Genomic DNA, 23521 nt, shown 5'->3' on the forward strand with positions numbered 1-23521 from the left:
GTTCGCGAAGTCTACAAGGTCAACGCCGACAAGTCGGTGACCCTCGTCAACCGCACGATCTCCAACGCCTCCTGACCTCCTCGGGCGACGTGAGGCTCCGGGGCTTCGGCCCCGGGGCCAATTTTTTATGCAAGCAATGACCTAGATTGCATAGTCGACTGGAATGGTCAGGCCATTCTTCAGCGTCTCCATCGAGATGGACGCAGAGACATCAAAGAGCTCGACGCGCTTTACAAGGCGCCGGTAAACGACATCATAGTGCTCCACCCGCGGCAGGACGATCTTCAGAATATAATCGTAATGCCCCGTCAAACGGTGCGCCTCAACGATCTCCGATATGTCACTGACTGCACGCCGGAATTCCTCGATCCATTCATCCGCATGATGCGCCGTCTTTATCAGGGCATAGACGGTGGTTGGAACACCCGTCTTCTCTCGGTCCAGGACAACGATGCGCCGGGTGATATAGCCCTGCTCCTCAAGCTTCTGAATTCGCCGAGAACAGGCGGAGACCGAAAGTGAGACCCTATCGGCAATGTCCGCGACGCCGACACCTGCATCCCTTTGCAGCATATCCAGAATCTTCCTGTCTCTTTCATCAATCACGCTCATCACTCCCGCGAGTCACAGCAAGCGCGCAAAAATTCAGCGCCAAACACTGATATCGTCGCTGTAACGACGCGACAAGGATCGAAATCTGACTTCACAATGCATCCTGATCGCGCGGAGCCTCGGGCATCATCAGGACATTCAAGATATGGGAGACAAAGATGCGGATGATTGGCCTGATCGGTGGGATGAGTTTCGAGAGTTCAGCGGTCTACTACCGCCTCATCAACGAGGCCGTCCGCGCGCAGCTCGGCGGACTCTCTTCTGCCGAGGTCATCATGCATTCCGTGAATTTCGAAGAGATTGTTGGTCTGCAGAAGGCCGGACGCTGGGCCGATGCCGCAAATCGCCTTGCAGCAGCCGCCGCGGGGCTAGAACGGGCCGGCGCCTCCTGCGTTCTCATCTGCACCAACACGATGCATCTGGTCGCAGATGCGGTGGAGGGCCGACTTTCCGTACCCCTGATCAACATCATCGACGAAACAGCGGCATCCCTGAGAGCGCACGGCGCAAACCGACCTCTCCTTCTTGCCACCCGCTACACGATGGAGCACGGCTTTTACGCCGAGCGCATGCGCCGTCACGGCATCGAAATCATGGTACCGGATACCAATGGTCGCACAACCACACACGACATCATCTTCAATGAGCTCTGCGCCGGAGAGATCCGTCCGGCCTCACGCGAAGCGCTCCTGGAGATCGTCGCAAGCGCGAAAGCCAAAGGCGCAGATAGCGTGATCCTCGGCTGCACAGAAATCTGCCTCATCCTCAATCCAGAGCAACTGCCGTTACCGGGATTCGATTCCACCGCCATCCACGCCGCGGCGGCGGTAACCTTTTCGCTGGCCGGCAAAGCCGCCATACGCGCGGCCTGAGCCCTGCCTCACACAACCTGGCCACAGGCACGCCGGAACCGTCTGACGGTTTCGGCCATGCCGTATTGCAGCGCATCGGCCGTCAGACCATGGCCGATAGAGACCTCCGCCAGCTCCGGAATTCTCTTGACCAGTGCCGGCAGGTTGGCAACCGTCAGATCATGCCCCGCATTGACGCCAAGCCCAAGCGCAAGCGCAGCATCAGCAGTCAGACCGAGACGCTCCACCTCGCGAGACGCTGCCTGAGGATCATCGAAGCAACCGCCGTAAGGCCCCGTATAGAGCTCGACACGCTCAGCACCGGTGGCCTTAGCGAGCGCCATGGCCTCAGGCCGGCCATCCCCATCGACGAACAGCGAAACCCGCATACCTTTTGCCCGCAGTCGCGCCACGACACGTGCAAGTTCGGTCTGATGGAGCGATAGATCCCAACCGTGATCGGACGTCGCCTGGGACGGATCATCGGGTACGAGAGTTACCTGTTCCGGCTCGATCTCTTCGCAGAGACTGAGAAAATCCTCACTCGGATAGCCCTCGATGTTGAATTCGGCCTGCGGAAAAAGGTCGTCGATCAGCGCACGCAGCACCGGCAGATCGCTGAATCGAATATGCCTCTGGTCGGGCCGTGGATGCACGGTCAGACCACTGGCGCCGGCCTCCAGCGCCACGCGGCCGAGATCGGCCACGTTGGGCCAGGGAAGGTCACGCCGGTTGCGGAGCATGGCGATGGCATTGAGATTGACGGAGAGCTGGGTCGGCATGATCGACTGACTGTCCTGCATGAAAGAATGAAGCGTTACACGCAGCATCTGTAGGACATCGGACCGACGAAGACCAACGAGAATCGCAAATCATACGATTGAAGACTTTGATGGGTGGCGAGGAAGACCAACCTCCTAGACTTTAGGGTATTGACGAGCCCTGCCCATCCGCTACTCAGTTAACAATTGTGACAAATCGCACAATCGCGCATGCGCGACGCTCGGAATGAACCGAAACGAACGGGACAGGAATGACCAACACAGCCAGGATCGAACAGACCAGGGTTGCGGAAGCCTTGCGCCACGTGTTGGCCAGCCGGACATTTGCACGCTCCGAACGCTTACGCTCCTTCCTGAAGTTCGTCGTCGAAATGGAACAATTGGGCCTCGCGCATCAGCTCAAAGGCTACACGATCGGGATCGACGTCTTCAGCCGTGACGAGGGCTTCGATCCAGGCACTGACCCGCTTGTGCGCGTCCACGCAGGCAAATTGCGCAAACTGCTGAACCAGTTCTACGCCGATGAAGGACGCAACGAGACCTTGCGCATCCGCATACCGCTTGGTGGTTATGTTCCAGTCTACGAGGATACACTCGATACGAACTGGGACAGAGAGGCACAGCCCCTGTCAGCCGTCGCCATCCCGATGTCGTCAGGCATGCCGGCTTTCACCTCACACAGCACAACCATTGCCGACCTTCCCAACATCACGGTCGTCAATGCTCAGCGCTCTGACCGTCGGGCCGGCATCTTCCTGCAGGCTTTGGGCACCGAGAGTCACTGGGCCGTTGCGTTGAATGGTCGCCAGGCAGAGCGGCAAGGCCGAGATCAGACTGGGTCAGCCGCATTGCAGTTCGAACTGCATATCGAAGTGACCGATGATGCATCAGACCGCCTCAGTGTCTGGCTGCGCCACACGGCGAGCAACATAGAGGTTCCAAGCTCTCGCATGTCGATTGACATAACGGAGGACAATCTGGTGCTGGCCATGGCCGCAAATCAGTTTGCAAGCACGAACCTGACCATCCCCGGCCATGTGTACCGGTTCTGCAACAAACGGGGCCTCTCAAGCGGACTGATGCTCTGCCTAGAAGCGACCTACCGCTATAAGCTCGAACAGACAGATGACGCTTTCCAGCAGGCGCGACGCCATCAGCAGCGCTGGTCCGGCATGCGCGCAAGCAAGGAGCTGATTACCGAAATACCCCGCCTGATTACACTGTCCTGCCTGGCAAACTGAATCCGACCTCAACACCCCGCATTCACGAATTTATTTTACCGATCTCTTATATATGTGTACCCTTAACCATGAAGCGAATCCCTGAACGGCGGATCGGAGGAGCATCATGTCAGATTATACGACGACGAAGAGGAAGATGACGAATAGGGCCTATTGGGGAGGGGCAAGATGAACGGGGCAAAACCACTGAAAAAGGTCGGAAAGCAGGCTGATCAGTCGACTGACGATATTTTCCTGCCGGAAATTACACTGCCTCTAGATGCCCCGGCCGAACCGGTGGCCATCGCAGACATGGCCGAATATTTCGGTGTCACACATCGCACGCTGCATTTTTACGAAGAGAAGGGCCTGATAGAGGCATCACGGATTGGCTTGATGCGGATATACCGCCGCCGTGATGTGCTGAGAATGGCGCTGATAAATGCCTGCCGTGAAATCGGAATGCCGATTTCCGTCATCCAGGATCTGTTTGAGTCGTTGGCAACTGCAAATTCCGTCACCCAAGCCAATGAGATGTTTGAAGAGGCTCTGTCCGCTCGGCGAAGGGAATTGACCGCCCATCTGTCGACCGTCCACCGGCAACTTCAACAGATCAGCTCGCTTCTGGTCCAAGGGGAGGACGACAATCAACCGGCAGCCATCCGTGCTACATCCAACCTCAGCGATGCGGAACTGACCTGCCTGCACCTGATGGCGGAAGGCTTCACCACAACACGCATCGCTCGGAAACTCGACTTGAAGTTCGACGAAACCGAAGAAATTGAGCGCCATGTGATCTCAAAGATCGGGGCACAAAATCGCTTTCAGGCCGTCGCCAAGGCTGTCCTGCTCGGGCTTGTGGCAAACTGAAAGCGAATGCCTCCAACAACCGGCCGGCAGCGGCCCGGCAGGTTGCAGAAAGACGTGGCAACCAGCGCTGCGCGACTGCTTTTGCCACCTGTCAAAAATGGAGGAAATGTAACGGGACGTGGCGCGTTGCTGCGACTAGAAGGCACGTGTTGTAATATTTCAGGTGCTAATCATGTCCTCACTTCTCTCTCGCTACGCGACCCCGCTCACGACGGGCCTCTTTCTTGTTTCCCTGATCTCAGGCATTGCGCTGTTCTTTCACGTCGGGACCACAGCCTTCCGGGAGATGCACGAATGGCTGAGCATGGTGCTGATCCTGCCCTTCCTGCTGCACATCTGGAAGAACTGGCGCCCGTTCCTCAGCTATTTCAAGCGCTTGCCGATGTCCCTTTCACTGGCTCTCTGTCTCGTCGCCGGTCTGGTTTTCGCTTGGCCGGCGATCACGGGCTCGGCCAGCGGTGCCGGCGGAAATCCCGCCTTTGCCATGATCAACGTCGTCGCCGCAGGCACGCCTGGTCAGGTCGCACCTCTGCTCGGCACATCCGAAGCCGAGGTCGTCACAGCACTGAAGGACGGCGGCTTCACCGCCGCCGAGGCGACCAAACCTCTCTCGGAAATCGCCTCAGCCTCCGGCAAGGATACCATGGCCCTGATGGCAACCCTGAGCGCCATGGGCAACAAGCCCTAAATCATTCAGAAAACTTGGCGCTCACCGGACGATGGTGAGCGTCTCCGCCGCGCGCGTTACAGCGGTATAAAGCCAGCGCTCGCGGGTGTCGCGAAAAGCCCAGCTCTCATCAAAAAGCACGACGTCGTTCCACTGCGAGCCCTGTGCCTTGTGGACGGTCAGGGCATACCCATAGTCGAACTCATCGTAACGTTTGCGCGTCGACCACGGGATCTCCGTGTCGATTTCCTCGAAGGCAGCTTTGAGAAGTTTGATCTTCGCCGCACCCCGATCCATATCGTCGTCTTCCGGCTTGATCAGAAGATTGATGCCCGGCTTTACAGTCTCGCGCGACGACGTCATAACCTGCCAGAGGGAGCCGTTCAAAAGCCCCTTCACCTGATCGTTGCGCAGGCAGACCAGCTTATCGCCGGCTTGGGGGTATTCGGCCGTGAACCCCTTCAACTCGCGCAGGCGCATATTGTAGCGCCGCCGTGTCTTATTGGTTCCAACCAGAACCTGATCAGCGTTTAACACCAGCTCTTGCGTCACCTCGTTTTTCGAGATCACCCGCGCTGTCGTTCCATAGTCGCCATGCATGATCTCCTTGCCCTCGCGGATATGCATCGCGAGTTGGATGATCGGATTGTCTCGTGCCTGACGGTGGATGTCGGTCAGCAGATAGTCCGGCTCCTGATCGGTGAAGAAACCGCCACCGGAGACCGGCGGAAGCTGCCCCGGATCGCCGAGCACCAGGATCGGCGTCCCGAAACTCATCAAATCCCGTCCCAGTTGCTCGTCGACCATCGAGCATTCGTCAATCACGATCAGCGCCGCCTTGGCAACCGGGCTCTGGCGGTTGATCGAGAACATCGGCGCAATCGATGTCTTGCCAGTATCTTCGTCCTCGACGGCCTCTTCTCCGCGCGGACGATAGATCAGCGAATGAATGGTCTTGGCATTGGAGGCACCGCGTGACCGAAGCACCTGCGCGGCTTTGCCGGTAAAGGCTGCAAACAGCACCTCGCCGTCGACATGTTCGGCGAAATGCTTGGCAAGCGTCGTCTTGCCGGTGCCCGCATAGCCGAACAGGCGGAAGACCGGAGTCTTTCCGTCTTTCAACCACTTGGAAACGGCCTTGAGAGCCTCATCTTGTTGCGGGGCAAATTGCATGCATAGGTCATGCGCGGATTCGTGGGCGACTTGCAAGGCAAAAGCCGCCCAAACAAGAACAAATCAAGGACATCAGGCCCGCAGCGGATCGTTGCCGAGTTCGATCGGCTGCCCATGCGGCGTCGCTTCCGCCGCCCTCTTCCAGCTTTCGGCCAAAGCCTCGACAGTGTCCCGCTCCGCCATGCCCTTCTGCTCCAGAAGACCTGCCAGAGCCGCGACCCACGCTTCGAAATAATCGGAGCCATCCGCGGCCCGCGCGGGTTTATGGACCTCAACCGAAAGCGCTTGTGCCCATTCAGCCCAGGTGAACACGCCCCTCTCGTGGAGATGAACTGTCATCGCAAAGGCTTGCGCCTGCCACGGCTCGGCAAAGGTGGGGATGCCCTCCGGCGACTGCGGCAATCCCGGCAACAGGACAAGATCCGATATCGTGTCACACGCGTTCAAGATAGCTCTCCCAGGCATCGATCGAGACGGTCAGCCTCGGATCCGCCCCCTCGCCCCAGATTTCAGGCGCTGTGAAGACTACGGTGTAAACCCATTCCGGGTTTTCACCCCGCGCATGGGCATTGTCATCCGGAAAGACAAAACCGCCCTGCACGGCCTCAACGATTCCCAACTTCGCCCGCGCGTAACGCGGCAGTCGCGTGTGACCGGTCGGATGGAAATTCTTCGTCCGCACGTGATCTCCAACGGCAAACCGAGGCGCGGTCTCCACAACACGATCGCACGGTCCACCACGTGCCAGCACGCCAGCCACCATGTCGGCCTTCAGGACACGCTTCGGTTCGCGCCCATCCATACGGCTCTGGCCTGTGGCCAGCTCCTCCGCCGAGACGAAACCGTGCCGCTCAAGCAGCATTTCGACACCGCGTATCCACACTTCGTAATAACTTGCAGACAGATAGGCAGCGGGCGGAATGCTCTCGCGCGCATGCCGGCTTTCGTCGATCGTCCAGGCGCCGAAAGCGCCACACGACAACGTAATCCCGAGTGCCCGCTTTTCCCACTCGGCATGAAACCAGGGCTCGTCCACCTCGGGGGCGACCGGACCAAAGCCCATCTGACCGCCAAGATCATGGGGGCCGTTCATCACCTCACCTCCGGCGACAGTGCAAGCCCGGTCCCAATCATGGCGTCGCGCGTCACGAGTGCAGCAAGTTGGTCCTCATCAAGGTCCTCGGTGCCATCGGGTCGCATGGGGATGACGAGATAGCGCAGCTCCGCCGTCGAATCCCAGACGCGCACCCCCATGTTATCCGGCAGATGCGTACCGAACTCGGCCAGCACGCCGCGCGGATCGATGACGGCGCGAGACCGATAGGCAGGCGCCTTGTACCAGACCGGCGGCAGGCCAAGCACCGACCACGGGTAACAGGAGCAGAGCGTGCAGACGACGAGATTATGAGTCTCCGGCGTATTGAATACGGCACGCATATGCTCGCCCTGCCGACCCGTATAACCCAGACTTGCAATTGCGGCGGTCGCATCACGCTTCAACCAGTCGGCAAAATTGGGGTCGCTCCACGCCTTGGCCACAACTCGTGCGCCATTGCGCGGCCCTACCTTGGTCTCATAGGTGTCCACGATCGCGTCAATGGCCGCCGGATCGATCAGCCCCTTTTCCGTCAGCAGGGTTTCAAGCGCCCTCACCCGGGCCTGCATATCGGAATAGTGGTTGTCATGGTGATGATCGTGATCGTGATCATGGTCATGATGATGGCCTGACATGAGAAGCTCCTATTTCAGCATGGGCCAGAGGCTGAGGACCAGCAAAATCGCCATGGTGATGTTGAACCATTTCAACCGCACTGGCACGGACAGCCAGTCTCTCAGAACCGAGCCGAAGCCCGCCCAGGTCGACACGCTCGGAAGATTAACAGCGGCAAAGACTAGGGCGACGATAGCCACTGTCAAAGCATATTGCTCCGGATTCGGATAGACGGCCATGGCGGTCACCGCCATCACCCAGGCTTTGGGGTTGACCCATTGGAAGGCTGCAGCACCGAAGAAGGACATCGGTTCGGCCTTTGCCTCACCGTCGCTCATCTGGCGCGACGAACCGATCTTCCAGGCAATCCAGAGAAGATAGGCACCGCCGGCAATCTTGAGGCCGATAAAAGCTGGCGGATAGGCAGCAAGCACCGCGCCCAGCCCGAGGCCGACACCGAGCAGCAGCGACAGAAAGCCTGCGCCGATCCCGACCATGTGGGGAATGGTCCGACGGAAACCGAAATTCACGCTGGAGGCGAACAGCATCATGTTGTTCGGTCCCGGCGTAATCGAGGTGGTGAAGGCGAAAAGAACGAGGGCCAGCATGGTATCCGCCGACATGGATGCAGTCTCCCACAGATTTTCCGGTACCGTAGCTGACCTGTCGCCGGGCGCCAGTGGCATTGTTGTCTTCGTGACAGATTGCACCGCATGGGACGCGAAGCTTTGGCTTGCCTCGACATCAGTGGTCGTTATCCTCGAACCGCAACCACGCCGAGGAGCTTGCCATGCATGATGCGATCCCGACCGTTACGTTTCCGGACGGCAAGACAGTTCCGGCACTTGGCTGCGGCACATGGATGATGGGAGAGCAGCAGGTTGACGCCAAGGCCGAGGTCGCGGCCGTGCGCCGTGCGCTCGATCTCGGCATTGGTGTCATCGACACGGCCGAAATGTATGGGGACGGCGGCGCCGAGCGGATCGTCGGCGAGGCCCTCAGGGATCGACGTCAAGACGCCTTCCTTGTGTCCAAAGTCCTACCCTGGAATGCGAGCTTCGACGGAACGATCAAGGCCTGCCACAACAGCTTGGATAGGTTGAAGACAGACTATCTCGACCTCTACCTCCTGCACTGGCGGGGCGAACATCCGCTCGCAGACACGGTTGCGGCCCTGGAAGTGTTGAAGGTAGACGGACACATCCGCGCCTGGGGTGTTTCGAATTTTGATGTCGAAGACATGGAGGAACTGGTCTCGGTGCCGGGCGGATCGCACTGCGCTACAAACCAGGTCCTGTACAACCTCTCTCGCCGGGGCGTGGAATTTGATCTTCTTCCCTGGTGCCAGCAGCGGGATATGCCCGTCATGGCCTATTCGCCAATCGAGCAGGGCCGGATCCTCGATCACCCCGAACTCATCCATATCGCCAAGGCCTATCAGGCCACACCTGCCCAGGTGGCGCTTGCTTTCCTGCTGGAACGCGATGGCGTCATGCCCATTCCGAAGACTTCCAACCTGCAACGCCTGCAGGAAAATCGCGAGGCTGTCGATCTGGACATATCCGACGAAGACTGGGAAAGGCTCGACCTGGCATTCCCACCGCCTCAAGCCAAACAGCCGTTGGCGATGCTTTGATCCGACACGCGCAAGACTGGAATTCCCCGCAATGACAATCCTCGTTCTCGGCGCGACCGGCTTTATCGGCCAGGAAGTTGTGCTGTCCCTTCAGGCGGCTGGACACCAGACCATCGGCCTTGGCCGCGATATCCGCCAGGTCAAGGCGCGTTTCCCGCAGGCAGCCTTCCCCAGGGCGGATTGGCAAGCTCGCGACCTCAAATCTCTGCGTGACGCCGCCAGCTGGCTTCCGCTGCTCAAGAGTGTGACTGCGGTGATCAATTGCGCCGGCGCCCTGCAGGACGGATTGCGCGATGATCTCAAAGCCGTACAGACAGAGGCCATGCTGGCCCTTCAGGCTGCCGCAAATACGCTGCCGATAAAGCCGCTGATCGTCCAGATATCGGCACCTGCAAATCTTGCCCCCGCGGGCACGCGCTTCATGGAAACCAAGCTGGAAGCCGACCGCGCGCTGAAAGCGTCCGGCCTGCCGCATGTCATCCTGCGCCCGACGGTAGTAGTTGGCCGCAATGCCTATGGCGGTACAGCGCTCCTGCGTGCCATAGCCTCCTGTCCCGGCATCCTGCCCTTGGTCGACGGGGAAACCAGCCTGAACGCCGTCCACGTTACCGACGTCGCCAAGGCCGTCGTCGATGCCGTGGAGGGGCGACTGGATGATGGCTCGGATCTTGTGGTGGCCGGGCAGCCAACACGAACGCTCAAGGAGATGGCGCGCTTCTACCGTGGCTGGCTAGGGCTGCCCGAGGCACCGGTTGTCAACATACCAACACGCCTGACGCGCCCGCTGTCGTGGCTCGCGGACATGGCCGGACGTCTCGGCTGGCGCTCTCCGCTGCGCAGCACCGCGACCCGTATCAGCGGCATTGGCGTGGCACCGGCACCGGATGTGCCGACACGCTGGGCACCGGACCCGATCGTCAGGCTCTCGTCAGAGCCGGCAGCCGTTCAGGACCTCTGGTTTGCCAGGCTCTATCTTCTGAAGCCGCTCATGATCCTGACGCTTTCCCTCTTCTGGATCACCTCCGGCGTGGTGCCTCTTTTCGATCCCGTTCAGACATCGCTCCGCTTCGGCTCCAACCTGCCGCAGACACCCGCTCTTGCCGTCACCATCCTGACCTCGCTCCTCGACATCGCGCTCGGTCTTGCCATCCTCGTCCACCCCTGGGCAAAGCGCGCTCTGCAAGGCATGATCCTCGTCTCGCTGTCGTACCTCCTCGGGGGCACACTCATCGAACCTGCGCTCTGGCTCGATCCGCTCGGCCCTCTCGTCAAAGTATTCCCCTCCATCCTGCTGGCCATGGCAACACTCGCTGTCCTGGAAGAGCGCTGACATGCTCGAAGAAATCCTCCGCTTCGTCCACGTCATCGGCGCAACCGTGCTTCTCGGCACCGGCGCTGGCATCGCCTTCTTCATGCTGATGGCCCATCGCACGGGAAACCCATCCCATATCGCCCATGTCGCCGGCACCGTGGTGATTGCCGATACGGTATTCACGGCGACCGCGGCGATCCTGCAGCCGATCACCGGGGCATGGCTCGCCCAAGAAATCGGCTGGGACCTCACCTCGGGCTGGGTCTTCCTATCGCTCATCCTTTATGTCGTCGTCGGCCTCTTTTGGCTGCCGGTCGTCTGGATCCAGATCCAGCTGCGCGATCTCGCCCGTCAAGCTGCGGCTTCCGGCACAGCGCTCCCGGCGCGCTATGTGAGGCTTTTCCGGATCTGGTTCGCCTGTGGTTTCCCGGCCTTCCTCTCTGTCATGGCCATCCTTTGGCTGATGCTGACCAAGCCGAACATCGCAATCGGCCTCTAAGGTACAGAAAACAGCAAACAGCCCGCAGCCTCTGGATGACAGGCCCTTTACCTCAGTCGCTGAGAAAATTAGGAGTTTAACGAAATCCGGAATAGGGGCCGGATGGATTCGCGATTTCATGCAGGGGGCTACATGGCAAAGCGCAACAAGGGTGGCATCCACCCGATCTTGGACAAATCGACATCACGCGTGTTTCACGCACTGGCATCCGATCCGCGCCGGATGATGCTCGCACATCTCGCGCAATCATCGCTGACCGCAGGTGAAATTGCCGCGCGCTTCGACATGGCCAAGCCATCAATCTCGCAGCATCTCTCGATTCTGGAAAATGCCGAGCTCATCGAAGGCCGGAAAAAGGGCCAGTTTATTCACTACCGCCTGAAGCCGCAGTCTCTGCGCCACGCGCTCGAAGCCATGCTGTCGACGCTTGAGCCAGCGGATGCCGCAGACGCCGTCGGAGAAGACGACGTCGTAGCCGCAGCCCCTGTCATCGGATCAGCCAAGCGCCCTCGACCAGACAAGTCCAGCAAAAAGCAGGAGCAATCAGAGAGCGCAGGACAGCCAGCGAAACGCGCCAAAGAGAAGGCCACAAAAGCGGACGTCGCGCCGCCTTCGCCACCGCAACAGATGGGATTGCTCGACCTCCTCGGCATGGAGGCTTGAAAACCAAAGCGAAAGGGCGACCCCGCAGGATCGCCCGTTCACGTTTCGGCAATAACCGAATTCTTTACATGCCTTGTGCGCCACGATTCATCGCGGCGATGCCGGTGCGGCAGACTTCGTTCAGACCAAGCGGCTTCATGATGGAGACGAACTGGTCGATCTTGGAGGATTTCCCGGTGATCTCGAAGATGAAGTGATCGACCGTCGCATCCACCACCTTGGCGTGGAAGGCATCGGCCAGACGCAGTGTTTCGGCCCGCATTTCGCCTGATGCAACAACCTTCACCAGAGCCACTTCACGTTCGATCGGCCGCTCCTGGCCCTGCTCGCGGGCGCGGACTGTGAGGTCGACGACGCGATGCACAGGCACGATCCGCTCAAGCTGCGCCTTGATCTGCTCGAGAACCGACGGCGTGCCGCGAGTCACGATGGTAATACGCGACAGATGCGCCTCATGCTCCGTCTCGGAAACCGTAAGACTTTCAATGTTGTAGCCGCGACCTGAGAACAGGCCGATGACCCGGGCAAGCACGCCCGGCTCGTTGTCGACAAGCACAGAGAGCGTATGGCTCTCGATGGCTGCGGTTTCCTTCGCGATGAAATAGGCCGAACCGGTCGGTTGAAGATGTGCGTTCATGGTGTTTTCCTCCCGGTCAGACGAGCTGACGACCCTTGGCATCGATGGCATTGGCAACGGCTTCGTCGGTCGCTTCATCCGGCAAAAGCATCTCGTTATGCGCCTTGCCCGATGGGATCATCGGGAAGCAGTTGGCGAGATTGGCGACACGGCAATCGAAGATGACGGGTTTGTTCACGTCGATCATCTCCTGGATGGCCCCATCGAGATCCTCGGGCTTTTCACAGCGCAGGCCAACGGCACCATACGCTTCCGCCAGCTTGACGAAATCAGGCATGGCTTCCGTGTAGGAGTTTGACAGGCGGTTGCCATGCAACAGCTGCTGCCACTGTCGTACCATGCCCATGTACTGGTTGTTCAGAATGAAGATCTTGATCGGCGCATTATACTGGATGGCCGCCGACATTTCCTGAATGCACATCTGGATCGAGGCGTCGCCGGCAATGTCGATGACCAGGCTTTCCGGATGCGCGATCTGCACGCCGAGTGCCGCCGGCAGGCCGTAACCCATTGTGCCGAGGCCGCCCGAGGTCATCCAGCGGTTCGGCTGCTCGAAACCGTAGAACTGGGCTGCCCACATCTGGTGCTGACCGACTTCCGTCGTGATGTAGGTGTCGCGGTCCTTGGTCAGTTCATAGAGCCTCTGCAAGGCGTATTGAGGCATGATGACGTCCTTGGACGGCGAATAGGCGAAGGAATTGCGGGCGCGCCATTTGGTGATGCTCGCATTCCAGTCAGCGGTCTGGTTCGCTTCCGGCTTCTTCGGCAAGGCGCGCCAGGCTCGGACCATATCTTCGAGAACGCGGCCGATATCGCCGAGGATCGGCACGTCGACGCGGACATTCTTGTTGATCGACGACGGATCAATATCGATGTGGATCTTCTTCGAATTCGGTGAGAACGCATTGAGGCGGCCGGTTATGCGGTCGTCGAAACGCGCGCCGATGCAGAGCATCACGTCGCAATCATGCATCGCCATATTCGCTTCGTAGGAACCGTGCATGCCAAGCATGCCGAGCCAGTTCTTACCCGAAGCCGGATAGCAGCCAAGGCCCATCAGGGTCGAGGTGATCGGAAAATCGGTGAGCGAAACAAGCTCGCGCAGCAGCTTGGTCGCCTCAGGCCCGGAATTGACGACACCGCCGCCGGAATAGATGATAGGTCGACGGGCACCAGCCATCAGTTGCACGGCAGCGGCGATAGCGCCTGCATCGCCCGACAGCTTCGGCTGATAGCTCTTGGCCGGCTCGTGTGTTTCGGGCGGCGTATAGGTACCCGTAGCGAACTGGATGTCCTTGGGGACATCGACGAGGACGGGACCTGGGCGCCCGGACTTTGCAATCCGGAAGGCCTCATGAATGATGCCGGCAAGCTTGTTGACGTCCTTGACCAGCCAATTGTGCTTGGTGCAGGGCCGGGTAATGCCGACGGTGTCGCATTCCTGGAAGGCGTCAGAACCAATCAGCGCTGTGGGAACCTGACCCGAGATGCAGACCAAGGGAACGCTATCCATCAGCGCATCCTGCAGCGGCGTTACCGCGTTGGTGGCACCGGGACCGGAAGTGACAAGCATGACCCCGACCTTGCCGGTCGAGCGTGCATAGCCTTCTGCGGCATGGCCCGCACCCTGTTCGTGCCGCACGAGAATATGCTGGATATCGTCCTGCTGGAAGATTTCGTCATAGATCGGAAGGACCGCACCGCCGGGATAGCCGAAGATGTGCTCGACGCCGTTGTCCTTCAGCGCCCGCAGAACGATCTCGGCGCCCGTCATCTGATTGTCTTTGCCCGTCATGCTGTGTTTCCGTCCGCCTTTGTGGATTTGGGGCACGAAGCCCGGTTTTAGGCATAAAAAAAGGCCCCTTGAGGAGCCTGTCTTCTAGCGCATGGGTGGCTGTCGCCGGATGGTCACACCATCCTGCCCATGCGCTTTCCCACCACGATAAGTACCATCGAGTTTTTCATGCGCGAAGTGTTAGACAGAAAGCGCCCAAGCGTCAACGCATGTTTCAGGATTATTTTCGCCCTTTTGCGCAGTTTTCTTTCTTCCCCTCCCCTGTGTCCGCCTCAAGCTCACACCGGCTACACAAAATCTTAAACGGCTTCTTTCATCATGAGGCGAGCAGGGAGAATGATAAGTGCCGAACAACGAACAACACGACTCCGCCGCGGTCAGCGATCAGGATCGCCGCGATGGCATGCGCCCGGGCAACCGGATGCTCGGCCGTGTCGTCGCCTGTAGCGGCTCGCGCGCAACGATTGCAGCCGTCGCCGAGCGAGGCGGCACCGACCTCACGGAGTTGTGGTCCGTCGGGCGCCTGATCTCGATCGATGTGGGTCGCAACCGGGTCGTTGCCCTCGCCTATTCCATGCAGACCGAAGGCAAGGATTGGGGTGAGACAGCCGACAACCAGTTCCTCATCGAAGTCGAGCTCCTTGGTGAAGTGAACGTCGGAGATAACGGCTCCGAACGCTTTTCGACGGGAATTTCCCGCTATCCCTATCTCGGCGCCGTAGCCCACCGCATCCGTGCCTCCGATCTCGTTCGCATCTACGATTCCGGCCAGAGCGACACCTGCGTCATAGGAAAGCTTACCCAGGACGAAAGCATCGACGCCACGATCCACATTCCATCCATGCTGTCGAAGCACTTCGCCGTTGTCGGCTCGACCGGCGTCGGCAAATCGACAGCCGTTTCTCTCCTGCTGCGCAAGGCGATCGAAAGCGATCCAAAACTGCGCATCCTGATTCTGGACCCGCACAACGAGTTTGCCGCCGCCTTTCCAGACCTCGCGGTCGTCGTCGACACCGACACGCTGGACCTCCCCTTCTGGCTGATGCGGCTCGACGAGTTTGCCGAGGTTCTCTTTCGCGGCCGGCCACCGGTCCCCGAAGAGCTCGATGCGCTCCGCGACCTTTTGCCTGAAGCGAAGCGCAGCTTCCGCGGCAACGAAAACGCCTTGATGCGGCGCATGGCCGATCGCAATGCGATGACGGCTGACACCCCCGTGCCCTACCGAATGGCAGACCTTCTGGCCCTGATCGATGAACGCATCGGGCGCCTCGAAGGCCGGGACGAGAAGCCGCATCTGCGCTCGCTGAAGATGCGCATCATGTCGGCGATCAACGATCCCCGTTATCATTTCATGTTCTCCAACAACACGATCAGCGACACGATCATGGAGACGATCGCCCATGTCTTCCGCATCCCCGGAGACGACCGGCCGATTTCGACCTTCCAGCTGGCCGGGATTCCTTCGGAAGTCGTGAATTCGGTTGCCTCGGTTCTGTGCCGCATGGCCTTCGAATTGGCGCTGTGGTCCAACGGTGCGGTGCACATGCTCGTGGTCTGCGAAGAAGCACACCGCTACGTGCCAGCAGATCCAAGCCTCGGCTTCTTCCCGACGAGACAGGCGATTGCCCGTATCGCGAAGGAAGGTCGTAAATACGGCGTGTCCCTCGGCGTCATCACCCAGCGCCCGGGCGAGCTTGACCAAACCATCCTGTCGCAGTGCTCGACGCTGTTTGCCATGCGCCTTGCCAATGATCGCGACCAGGAAATCATCCGCTCGGCCATCCCGGACAGCTCGATCTCGACCACCAGCTTCATCTCTTCCATTGGCAATGGAGAGGCCATTGCCTTCGGGGAAGCCATTTCGGTGCCGATGCGCATGCGCTTCAGCCGGGTGGAGCAGTCACAATTGCCAAAGGCGAACGGCCTGACGGTCAAATCCAGCGACGAAACGCCGGATACCGTTGACCTTCGCTCGATTGTCGGACGCATGCGCTCGGTGGCGCAGCCGGACATTGCCGCATTCCAGCAGAGCGTCGAATCCACCTCTGCTGCGGGTCGAGGCGCCCGCAGCGGATCCTATGACGATGATGACGCGGATGAATACGGCTCCATGGCTGCCCCTGAAGCACCGGCACCTCAGCCGCCGTCCTATGGTGGTACACCGCGAACCACATTCAGCGCCGCAGATACCCCGCCAATCGAACCCTATCGACCCGACATGCTGCCTCAGGTCGGCCAGCAGGACCTGCGCCCACGATCGGCGTTATCGGGATTGACTGGTGGCGAACCGGCTTTCGGCAGCGCTCCCGTGCGGCGCGAGAACGGTCCGTCATTGCGGGAAAGCCTGCTCAAGAAGCCACTTTCGACGCTCTACAAACGGGATTGAGAAATCAGTCGAGCGAGATGCTGGCCGGGTCAACGCGCCGCCAGCTGTCATCCATTTGATTTCGAAACCAGGTCATTTGCCGCTTGGCATAGTGGCGAGTCGCCGTCGCTGCAGAGACAACGGCTTCCTCACGGGAGACCTCCCCCCTCAACATCGCCTGGATCTGGCTGACGCCGATGGCCCGCATTGCTGGCAGGTCAGGCGAAAGCTGCATGGCAAGCAGGGCTTTGACCTCATCAATCGCACCACTGTCCATCATGACTGAAAAACGCCGGTCGATGCGTCCGTAGAGTGTCGCGCGGTCGGGCAGGACCACCAGCTTCTCGGCCCGATCCGGATCGATCAGGCAAGGACCGGTCTTTGCCTGCAATTCGCGGATCGAAGACCCGGTCGCCTCTAGGATCTCCAATGCCCTGACGATCCTCTGGCCATCGCGGGCCTGAAGCTTTTCGGCAGTCCTCGGATCGCGTTCAATCAGGCACTGATAGAGCGCTTCCGGCCCCTCCTGAAGCAAACGGGTTCGGTATCGCTCGCGGATATCGGCCGGGATTGCCGGCATGTCTGAAAGACCACCAGTCAGCGCCTTGAAATAGAGCCCGGTTCCACCGACGATGACAGGCAATCGCCCCACATCCCGCAGCTCTTCGAGCAACACCGTGACATCCCGAAGCCACTCGCCTGTCGAGTAGGGCCTGGACGCCGGCACATGGCCGTACAGACGGTGATCAACGCCTTGCATTTCCGCGTCATCAGGGCGCGCAGTCACGACTTGCAGCGTATCATAGACCTGCATGCTGTCGGCATTGATGACCACACCGCCGGTGCGACGGGCGAAGGCCAGGGCAATTGCAGACTTGCCGCTCGCGGTCGGCCCGGTTATCAGGATCGCATCTTTTTTGTCGTCAGGATCTTCCATCATGGCTCTCGTTGCCACGCTTATCGCCAATCCGTCAAATCCCATTCTGAGCGTCGCGCTGGCCGAAAAGGCAGCAGACGCAGTCGGGTCGCGCTACCTCTACTGGCTGGCCGACGGCGTGGCTTGCGATATTGCACTTCCCGATGGGACAGATGGAGAGCGGGCAGACAAAATCCTGCGTGAGATTGTTGCGGGCCTGCCCGTCGATATCGCGGTCCAGGTCGCAGAAGACCGGCGCAAGTCTTTCCTGATTGCCGACATGGATTCCACTATGATCGGCCAGGAATGCATCGATGAACTTGCCGCAGAAGTTGGCTTGAAGGATAAAGTCTCTGACATCACCGCCAGGGCCATGAATGGCGAGATTGCCTTCGAACCGGCGCTTCGCGAACGCGTTGCACTCCTGAAGGGCTTGCCGATCGGCGTGGTCGATGAGGTCATCGCCAACCGCATCACATTGACGCCAGGCGGCATGGAACTGATCGCAACCATGCGCGCCCGGGGATACCATACCGCCCTCGTCTCAGGCGGGTTTACGGTCTTCACCTCACGCATCGCCGCAACGCTCGGCTTCCACGAAAATCGAGCCAATGTGTTGATCGAGGAGAACGGTGTTCTCACCGGTGAAGTCGCCGAGCCAATCCTCGGACGTCAGGCCAAGGTCGACGCCCTGCTCGAGATCAGCGAACGCCTCGGCATTACGCCGGCAGACGTCATCGCGGTTGGCGACGGTGCGAATGACCTCGGAATGCTGGGCGTGGCAGGATCCGGCGTCGCACTCCACGCCAAACCAGCCGTCGCCGCAGAGGCGAAGATCCGCATCGACCACGGCGACCTCACCGCCCTCCTTTACCTGCAAGGCTATCGTAAGTCCGAATTCGTCTCCGGCTGAGACATTCCATGGAGATCGTCACGGAACGTCTTGTCCTTCGAAACTGGCAGGAGGAAGACCGGAACCTGTTCCGCGAGATCAACCGGGACAGCAAAGTGATGGAGTTCTTTCCATATCGCCGGACGCATGGCGAGGCCGACATGATGATGGACAGGATTCGAGACCAGATTGCGCAATCCGGCCTCGGCCTTTTTGCGTTAGCCGACCGCCATACCAATGAAGCGATGGGTTTTTGCGGGGTGAGCCCCGCCGTTCTTCCGGGTATCCTTCCAGCCGATGCCTACGAGATCGGCTGGCGCACAGCCACCCGTTTCTGGGGCAAGGGTTTTGTTACGGAAGCAGCGTCGGCTGTTCTTGACCATGCCTTCAACAATCACCGGCTGAAGGAAATTTTTGCTTTCGCCGTTGCCCATAATCGCCGTTCGATTGCCGTCATGGAACGGATCGGGATGCACCGACTGGAGGGCAGGGATTTCGATCATCCCCTTGTGCCAGTTTCCCATCCGCAGCTGAAACCCCACATTCTCTACAGGGCCACCCCCAATAATGCGTGAAATATCCGAAAAGCCGACAACGCTAACGGAAGAATTCAGACGCATTTAAGCATTCCCTCCTATAATTACCCCATGCAAACACCGACAATGAACGCTCGGCCAGGCACCATGGCGAATTGGTATCAGCGCTTCCTCCATCTGGGGGAAGAAGGTCAGTCGCGGGACGAGGCTCCGCGTGTCCGGGCGATTCGCATGGCGATCGTTGCTGGAAATACGCGTTGGATGATGGCCGCAAACCTCCTGAATGCGGTCGTCACGATGGGGGCCTTCTGGGATAGCCCCGCAGCACTTCGTGTGAATATTGTCTGCTCCATCCTTGTTGCATTTGCCCTTCTGGCAATCTGGTCATCACATCGTCGCCGTCATCTGCCGCCACGAGACACCGCAAGCATTCGCGGAACACGGCGTGCCGTGATGCATGCCGCCCTTCTCAGCGGGTTGTGGGCCGCCATCGACGTGGTCGCGTACGCGCAAGCAGACGAGACGCAAAGATTGATTCTGATGGCGCTGACAGTGGGTATGGCTGGCGGCGGCGGCTTCGCTCTCGCCACGATCCCGCCAGCGTCGATTGTCTTCTGCGTGACGATCGGGGCCGGTGCCGTCCTTGCACTCGCCAGTTCGCCATCGGTATTCAACATCTACCTTGTCGCACTGTATGTCATCTTTGCCGCCATCATCATCAGGTCGTCCCTCAGCGTCTGCCACAGCCTGACCGAACGCGTCCGCGCCAAAATGGCAGCAGATGAACAGCGTGACGTTATTGGGCTGCTCCTCAACGACTTTGAGGAAAACGCCGCCGACTGGCTCTGGGAGACAGACGACAACCTGCATCTCGCACGGATTTCGAACAGACTGAGCCAACAGCTCGACGTGCCGGAAAACCTCCTCCTCGGCAAGCGACTGCAAGATATCATGCCGTTCGCGAGTTCGAGCCTGAACGGTATGGAAGGCATGGACTGTCGCGAGCAGTTCATCATTCGCCTGGAAGCGCGTCAGTCGTTCCGCGATATCGACATCTGCATCGAGATCAACGGTGAACTGGCCATATGGTCGATGACCGGCAAGGCGGTCACGAATGCAGAAGGGCGATTCCTGGGTTATCGCGGGGTTGGCCGCGATGTGACGGCAAACCGTGAGGCAAGGATGCGCATAGAGCATCTCGCCAGACACGATTCGCTGACGGAACTCGGAAACCGTGTCCTTCTCGGAGAAGATCTCGCGCGCGCAGTCACGAGACTTGAACGGTTCGGCGACAGCTTTTCAGTGCTCCTGCTCGATCTCGATCGGTTCAAACAGGTCAATGATACCCACGGGCATGCCGGTGGCGATGAACTCCTGCGCGAAATCGCCAAGACGCTCAGGCAGCTATGCGGAGAAGACTGTACCCTCGCCCGCCTTGGCGGTGATGAATTCGCCATACTGCAGATGTCCATCAACGATGCGCGCACCTCAAGTCTTCTGGCGTCTCGCATCATAGAGCGCCTCGAGAAGCCCTTCCACCTGAGCACGGGCACAGCAATGATCGGCGTCAGTATCGGCATTGCCTTCGCGCCCACTGATGGCACGAGCGGCGACCAACTGATGCGCCACGCCGACCTCGCTCTTTATCGAGCAAAGGAGGACGGTCGAAACAGATATCACTTCTTCGACCAGTCGCTTGACGCAGCGTCCCGCCGCCGCAACTTGATCGAAAACGAGCTCGCGCTCGCCGTTTCCCAAGGCACACTCGAACTCAGGTTCCAGCCGCTCGTATCCACACAAAGCGGGCAAGTGGTCGGTGCGGAGGCACTGCTGCGTTGGCGTCACTCGCAACTTGGACCGATCAGCCCGGCGGAATTCATACCGATTGCTGAGGAAACCGGTATGATCACCAGCATCGGCGCCTGGGTCCTTCGGGAAGCCTGCAAACTTGCCGCACGCTGGCCATCCCATCTTCGTGTTGCCGTCAATCTGTCCTCCCGGCAGTTCCTGAGCCCCGGGCTTTTGCCACTGGTCGAGAGCGCCCTGAAAAACAGCCAGCTTCCACCCGAACGCCTCGAACTGGAAGTGACTGAAAGCCTGTTGATGGACTCAACGCTTGGTCTTGAGCATACGATCAAGGCGCTGCGCGGCTTGGGGCTAAAGATCGCCCTGGACGATTTCGGGACCGGTTACTCCTCGCTCAGCTATCTGCGACGCTACACCTTCGACAAGCTGAAGATTGACCAGTCCTTCATCTCCGATATCGAGACCAATCGGGAGGGACGGGCAATCGTCGAATCGATCATCCGGCTGGCCCGAGATCTGAACATGGTGGTGGTGGCGGAAGGCATCGAAACCGAGGGCCAGCGCGAACAACTTCGCACGCTCGGTTGCGAACAGCTCCAGGGTTACCTTCTCGGAAAACCGATGCCGGTATCAGAATTCGAAGCCCATGTCGCAAACCAGCTGGCTCTGGCACCGGTCAAGCGGCTGACCGCCTGAACGCTATTCCAGCGGCACTGCGACAAGCTTCAGATTGCCGGATTTATCGGCGATCATCAGATATCCGCTCCGACGGCCCTCGCCCTTGATGGAGGTCAGCTTCTCGGCAACCTGCTGGGGCGTCCGCATGAACTCCTGCGCCACTTCAACAATCACGTCACCGACCTTGAGGCCTTTGCCCTCGGCCTTGGAACCGGGCAGAACGCGGGTGATCAACACACCTTCAACGCCCTCGGAGATCCCGAAAGCCGTCCGCTTGGCGTCATCAAGGATCGAGATCTCGACGCCTATCAGACCCTCCGTGACGGGTGCTGCGTTGGCAGCGTCGGGCGCTTGCGGCTCAGTGACCTCCTGTTCAGTCTCGTCACCAGGAACCTGTTCGCCATCAGGCTCTACACCGGGATCGGCATTGGGATCTGTGCCCTGATCTGCATCCGGATTGGAACCGTCAGTCTCGGGTTCGGCAGGCGTCGATGGCTCGTCACTGGCATTGGTGGCAGCGTCGTCTTTCAGTTCGCCGAGCGTGACCTTGAGAGACTGCTCCTTGCCGTCGCGCAGCACGACCACATCCAGCGCCTCGCCGATCGGACTTTCGGCCACGATCCGGGTCAGGTCGCGGGTCTCGCCGATATCGCGGCCGTTGAAGCGGATGATAACGTCACCGACGACGATCGGCCCCTTCTCGACCGGACCACCCTCAACCACGCCACTGATCAACGCCCCCTTGGGGCGCGGCAGGTCAAGGCTGCGGGCCAACTCGTCGGAGACAGGCTGGATGCGGACGCCGAGCCAACCGCGGCGCGTCTCGCCGAACTCGATCAGCTGCTTGACGATGTTTTCAGCAAGCTCTGTCGGTACGGCAAAGCCAATACCGATCGATCCACCGCTTGGCGAGATAATCGCCGTATTGATGCCGATGACTTCGCCGTCCATGTTGAACAGCGGGCCGCCGGAATTGCCCTTGTTGATGGCTGCATCGGTCTGGATGAAGTTGTCGTACGGGCCGGCATTGATGTTACGACCGCTAGCAGAAATGATGCCGACTGTGACCGAGCCTCCGAGACCGAAGGGATTGCCGATGGCCATGACCCAGTCACCAATGCGCATCTTGCGGGAATCACCGAACTTGACGGCAGTCAGCGGCTGCGGCGGCTCGACCTTGAGCACGGACAGGTCGGTCTTCGTGTCGGTCCCGATCAGTTTCGCCTTCAGTTTTGAACCGTCGGAAAAGATCACCTCGATATCATCGGCGCCCTCGATGACGTGATTGTTGGTGACGACGAAGCCGGCCGGATCGATCACAAAGCCGGAACCGAGCGAATTCACTCGGCTGTCGCTGTCGCCCTCTTCCCGGTTTCGGTAGAAGTCCTCGAACAATTCTTCGAAAGGCGACCCTTCCGGCACTTTTGGCACCGGTCCCTCGCCCTCTTCCTTGACGCTCTGCGAGGTCGAAATATTGACCACCGCGCCGAGAAGACCGGATGCCAGGTCCGCGACAGACTCGGGACCTTTCGCCTCAACGGCGGTTGGCACAGTAACGGTACCCCCACCCAGCACACTGCCGAGGATCAGAGCCGGCAGAATGATTCGCGACGTACGGGCGGAGTAAAACATCGGCGTCCTCGTTGAATTGTCAGACTTCATTGCGAACATAAGGCGGAAAGAGCAATGGCAAAATCACAATTGCCGGAATACGCTACAACCTGCTTGCGACCAGATCTTGTCATTTGCCCGGAGAGATGAAAATCGTTGGAGGCGTGTAGGCGTCAGGGATCGTGGCGATTTCTGAAAGTGAATCCCCACGTCATGACAATCCACAGGCCCCAGAACGAAACAAGGGGCTGGCGGCAGGGCCAGCCCCTCGATGTTTTGAATGATAGCT

The 23521-nt window shown here is 59.5% G+C and carries 23 protein-coding genes; 12 read left to right on the forward strand and 11 right to left on the reverse strand.

Annotation, left to right across the window (positions count from 1 at the left end; translation table 11 throughout):
• Positions 1-141: 141 nt before the first annotated feature.
• Positions 142-606 carry an Lrp/AsnC family transcriptional regulator gene (locus IP76_RS17035; RefSeq protein WP_054159542.1) on the reverse strand — a complete coding sequence of 155 codons (465 nt, stop codon included), beginning with the start codon at positions 604-606 and terminating at the stop codon, positions 142-144.
• A 164-nt stretch (positions 607-770) separates the two neighbouring features.
• Between IP76_RS17035 and IP76_RS17040 the strand changes: the two genes are divergently transcribed.
• Positions 771-1484 (forward strand): aspartate/glutamate racemase family protein, encoded by a 714-nt coding sequence (locus tag IP76_RS17040; protein ID WP_054159438.1) that lies wholly within the window; start codon positions 771-773, stop codon positions 1482-1484.
• 8 nt (positions 1485-1492) lie between these two features.
• On the opposite strand, the gene IP76_RS17045 is transcribed toward IP76_RS17040, so the two are convergent.
• Positions 1493-2245, reverse strand: a complete 753-nt coding sequence (locus IP76_RS17045; protein ID WP_054159543.1) for a pyridoxine 5'-phosphate synthase — start codon at positions 2243-2245, stop codon at positions 1493-1495.
• A gap of 251 nt (positions 2246-2496) precedes the next feature.
• Here IP76_RS17045 and IP76_RS17050 point away from each other — a divergent pair, with 251 nt between their 5' ends.
• The 3 genes from IP76_RS17050 (at position 2497) to IP76_RS17060 (ending at position 5023) form a co-directional block, all read left to right on the forward strand.
• Positions 2497-3486: a hypothetical protein gene (locus IP76_RS17050; protein WP_054159439.1), complete on the forward strand. Its 990-nt coding sequence runs from the start codon at positions 2497-2499 to the stop codon at positions 3484-3486.
• 168 nt (positions 3487-3654) lie between these two features.
• A complete protein-coding gene (locus IP76_RS17055; RefSeq protein ID WP_054159440.1) occupies positions 3655-4335 on the forward strand; it encodes a MerR family transcriptional regulator in 681 nt (226 codons plus the stop codon).
• A gap of 172 nt (positions 4336-4507) precedes the next feature.
• A complete protein-coding gene (locus IP76_RS17060) occupies positions 4508-5023 on the forward strand; it encodes a DUF4405 domain-containing protein (RefSeq protein WP_054159441.1) in 516 nt (171 codons plus the stop codon).
• Positions 5024-5044: 21 nt separating this feature from the next.
• Here the strand turns inward: IP76_RS17060 and IP76_RS17065 are convergent, their stop codons facing one another.
• The 5 genes from IP76_RS17065 to IP76_RS17085 all read right to left on the reverse strand — a co-directional run bounded on the left by IP76_RS17065 (position 5045) and on the right by IP76_RS17085 (position 8509).
• Complete coding sequence (locus tag IP76_RS17065) at positions 5045-6175, reverse strand: ATP-dependent RecD-like DNA helicase (RefSeq protein ID WP_054159442.1); 1131 nt, start codon at positions 6173-6175, stop codon at positions 5045-5047.
• Between the two features lie 72 nt (positions 6176-6247).
• Positions 6248-6622: a nitrile hydratase accessory protein gene (locus IP76_RS17070; RefSeq protein ID WP_054159443.1), complete on the reverse strand. Its 375-nt coding sequence runs from the start codon at positions 6620-6622 to the stop codon at positions 6248-6250.
• Positions 6609-7268 (reverse strand): nitrile hydratase subunit beta, encoded by a 660-nt coding sequence (nthB, locus tag IP76_RS17075; RefSeq protein ID WP_054159444.1) that lies wholly within the window; start codon positions 7266-7268, stop codon positions 6609-6611. The genes IP76_RS17070 and nthB overlap by 14 nt, the downstream gene beginning before the upstream one ends.
• Positions 7268-7906 carry a nitrile hydratase subunit alpha gene (nthA, locus tag IP76_RS17080; protein WP_054159445.1) on the reverse strand — a complete coding sequence of 213 codons (639 nt, stop codon included), beginning with the start codon at positions 7904-7906 and terminating at the stop codon, positions 7268-7270. The genes nthB and nthA overlap by 1 nt, the downstream gene beginning before the upstream one ends.
• A gap of 9 nt (positions 7907-7915) precedes the next feature.
• On the reverse strand, positions 7916-8509 hold the full coding sequence (locus IP76_RS17085; RefSeq protein WP_054159446.1) for a LysE family translocator: 594 nt from the start codon (positions 8507-8509) through the stop codon (positions 7916-7918).
• 167 nt (positions 8510-8676) lie between these two features.
• Here IP76_RS17085 and IP76_RS17090 point away from each other — a divergent pair, with 167 nt between their 5' ends.
• The 4 genes from IP76_RS17090 to IP76_RS23650 all read left to right on the forward strand — a co-directional run bounded on the left by IP76_RS17090 (position 8677) and on the right by IP76_RS23650 (position 11996).
• Positions 8677-9522, forward strand: coding sequence for an aldo/keto reductase (locus IP76_RS17090; RefSeq protein ID WP_054159447.1), 846 nt, complete (start codon positions 8677-8679; stop codon positions 9520-9522).
• 31 nt (positions 9523-9553) lie between these two features.
• Entirely contained in the window at positions 9554-10852 is a 1299-nt protein-coding gene (locus IP76_RS17095; RefSeq protein ID WP_054159448.1) for an SDR family oxidoreductase, read from the forward strand.
• A gap of 1 nt (position 10853) precedes the next feature.
• Entirely contained in the window at positions 10854-11333 is a 480-nt protein-coding gene (locus tag IP76_RS17100) for a DUF2269 domain-containing protein (RefSeq protein WP_054159449.1), read from the forward strand.
• Between the two features lie 132 nt (positions 11334-11465).
• Positions 11466-11996, forward strand: coding sequence for a metalloregulator ArsR/SmtB family transcription factor (locus tag IP76_RS23650; RefSeq protein WP_082352591.1), 531 nt, complete (start codon positions 11466-11468; stop codon positions 11994-11996).
• Positions 11997-12060: 64 nt separating this feature from the next.
• Here IP76_RS23650 and ilvN read toward each other — a convergent pair whose 3' ends face one another.
• Both ilvN and IP76_RS17115 read right to left on the reverse strand, forming a co-directional pair.
• On the reverse strand, positions 12061-12633 hold the full coding sequence (ilvN, locus tag IP76_RS17110) for an acetolactate synthase small subunit (RefSeq protein WP_054159451.1): 573 nt from the start codon (positions 12631-12633) through the stop codon (positions 12061-12063).
• 16 nt (positions 12634-12649) lie between these two features.
• Complete coding sequence (locus IP76_RS17115) at positions 12650-14428, reverse strand: acetolactate synthase 3 large subunit (RefSeq protein WP_054159452.1); 1779 nt, start codon at positions 14426-14428, stop codon at positions 12650-12652.
• Positions 14429-14831: 403 nt separating this feature from the next.
• Here IP76_RS17115 and IP76_RS17120 point away from each other — a divergent pair, with 403 nt between their 5' ends.
• Positions 14832-16814, forward strand: coding sequence for an ATP-binding protein (locus IP76_RS17120; RefSeq protein WP_156318622.1), 1983 nt, complete (start codon positions 14832-14834; stop codon positions 16812-16814).
• A gap of 4 nt (positions 16815-16818) precedes the next feature.
• On the opposite strand, the gene miaA is transcribed toward IP76_RS17120, so the two are convergent.
• Complete coding sequence (gene miaA, locus IP76_RS17125) at positions 16819-17733, reverse strand: tRNA (adenosine(37)-N6)-dimethylallyltransferase MiaA (RefSeq protein WP_054159454.1); 915 nt, start codon at positions 17731-17733, stop codon at positions 16819-16821.
• Here miaA and serB point away from each other — a divergent pair.
• From serB to IP76_RS17140, 3 genes are all read left to right on the forward strand, one after another.
• Entirely contained in the window at positions 17732-18622 is an 891-nt protein-coding gene (gene serB, locus IP76_RS17130; protein WP_054159455.1) for a phosphoserine phosphatase SerB, read from the forward strand. The genes miaA and serB overlap by 2 nt on opposite strands.
• Positions 18623-18630: 8 nt before the next feature.
• Positions 18631-19176: a GNAT family N-acetyltransferase gene (locus tag IP76_RS17135; RefSeq protein ID WP_054159456.1), complete on the forward strand. Its 546-nt coding sequence runs from the start codon at positions 18631-18633 to the stop codon at positions 19174-19176.
• An 87-nt stretch (positions 19177-19263) separates the two neighbouring features.
• Positions 19264-21639: a bifunctional diguanylate cyclase/phosphodiesterase gene (locus IP76_RS17140; protein ID WP_245281492.1), complete on the forward strand. Its 2376-nt coding sequence runs from the start codon at positions 19264-19266 to the stop codon at positions 21637-21639.
• Between the two features lie 3 nt (positions 21640-21642).
• Here IP76_RS17140 and IP76_RS17145 read toward each other — a convergent pair whose 3' ends face one another.
• Positions 21643-23253: a Do family serine endopeptidase gene (locus IP76_RS17145; RefSeq protein ID WP_054159458.1), complete on the reverse strand. Its 1611-nt coding sequence runs from the start codon at positions 23251-23253 to the stop codon at positions 21643-21645.
• Positions 23254-23521: the final 268 nt, after the last annotated feature.

The organism is Rhizobium sp. AAP43, from assembly GCF_001296045.1.
GTDB lineage: Bacteria > Pseudomonadota > Alphaproteobacteria > Rhizobiales > Rhizobiaceae > Allorhizobium.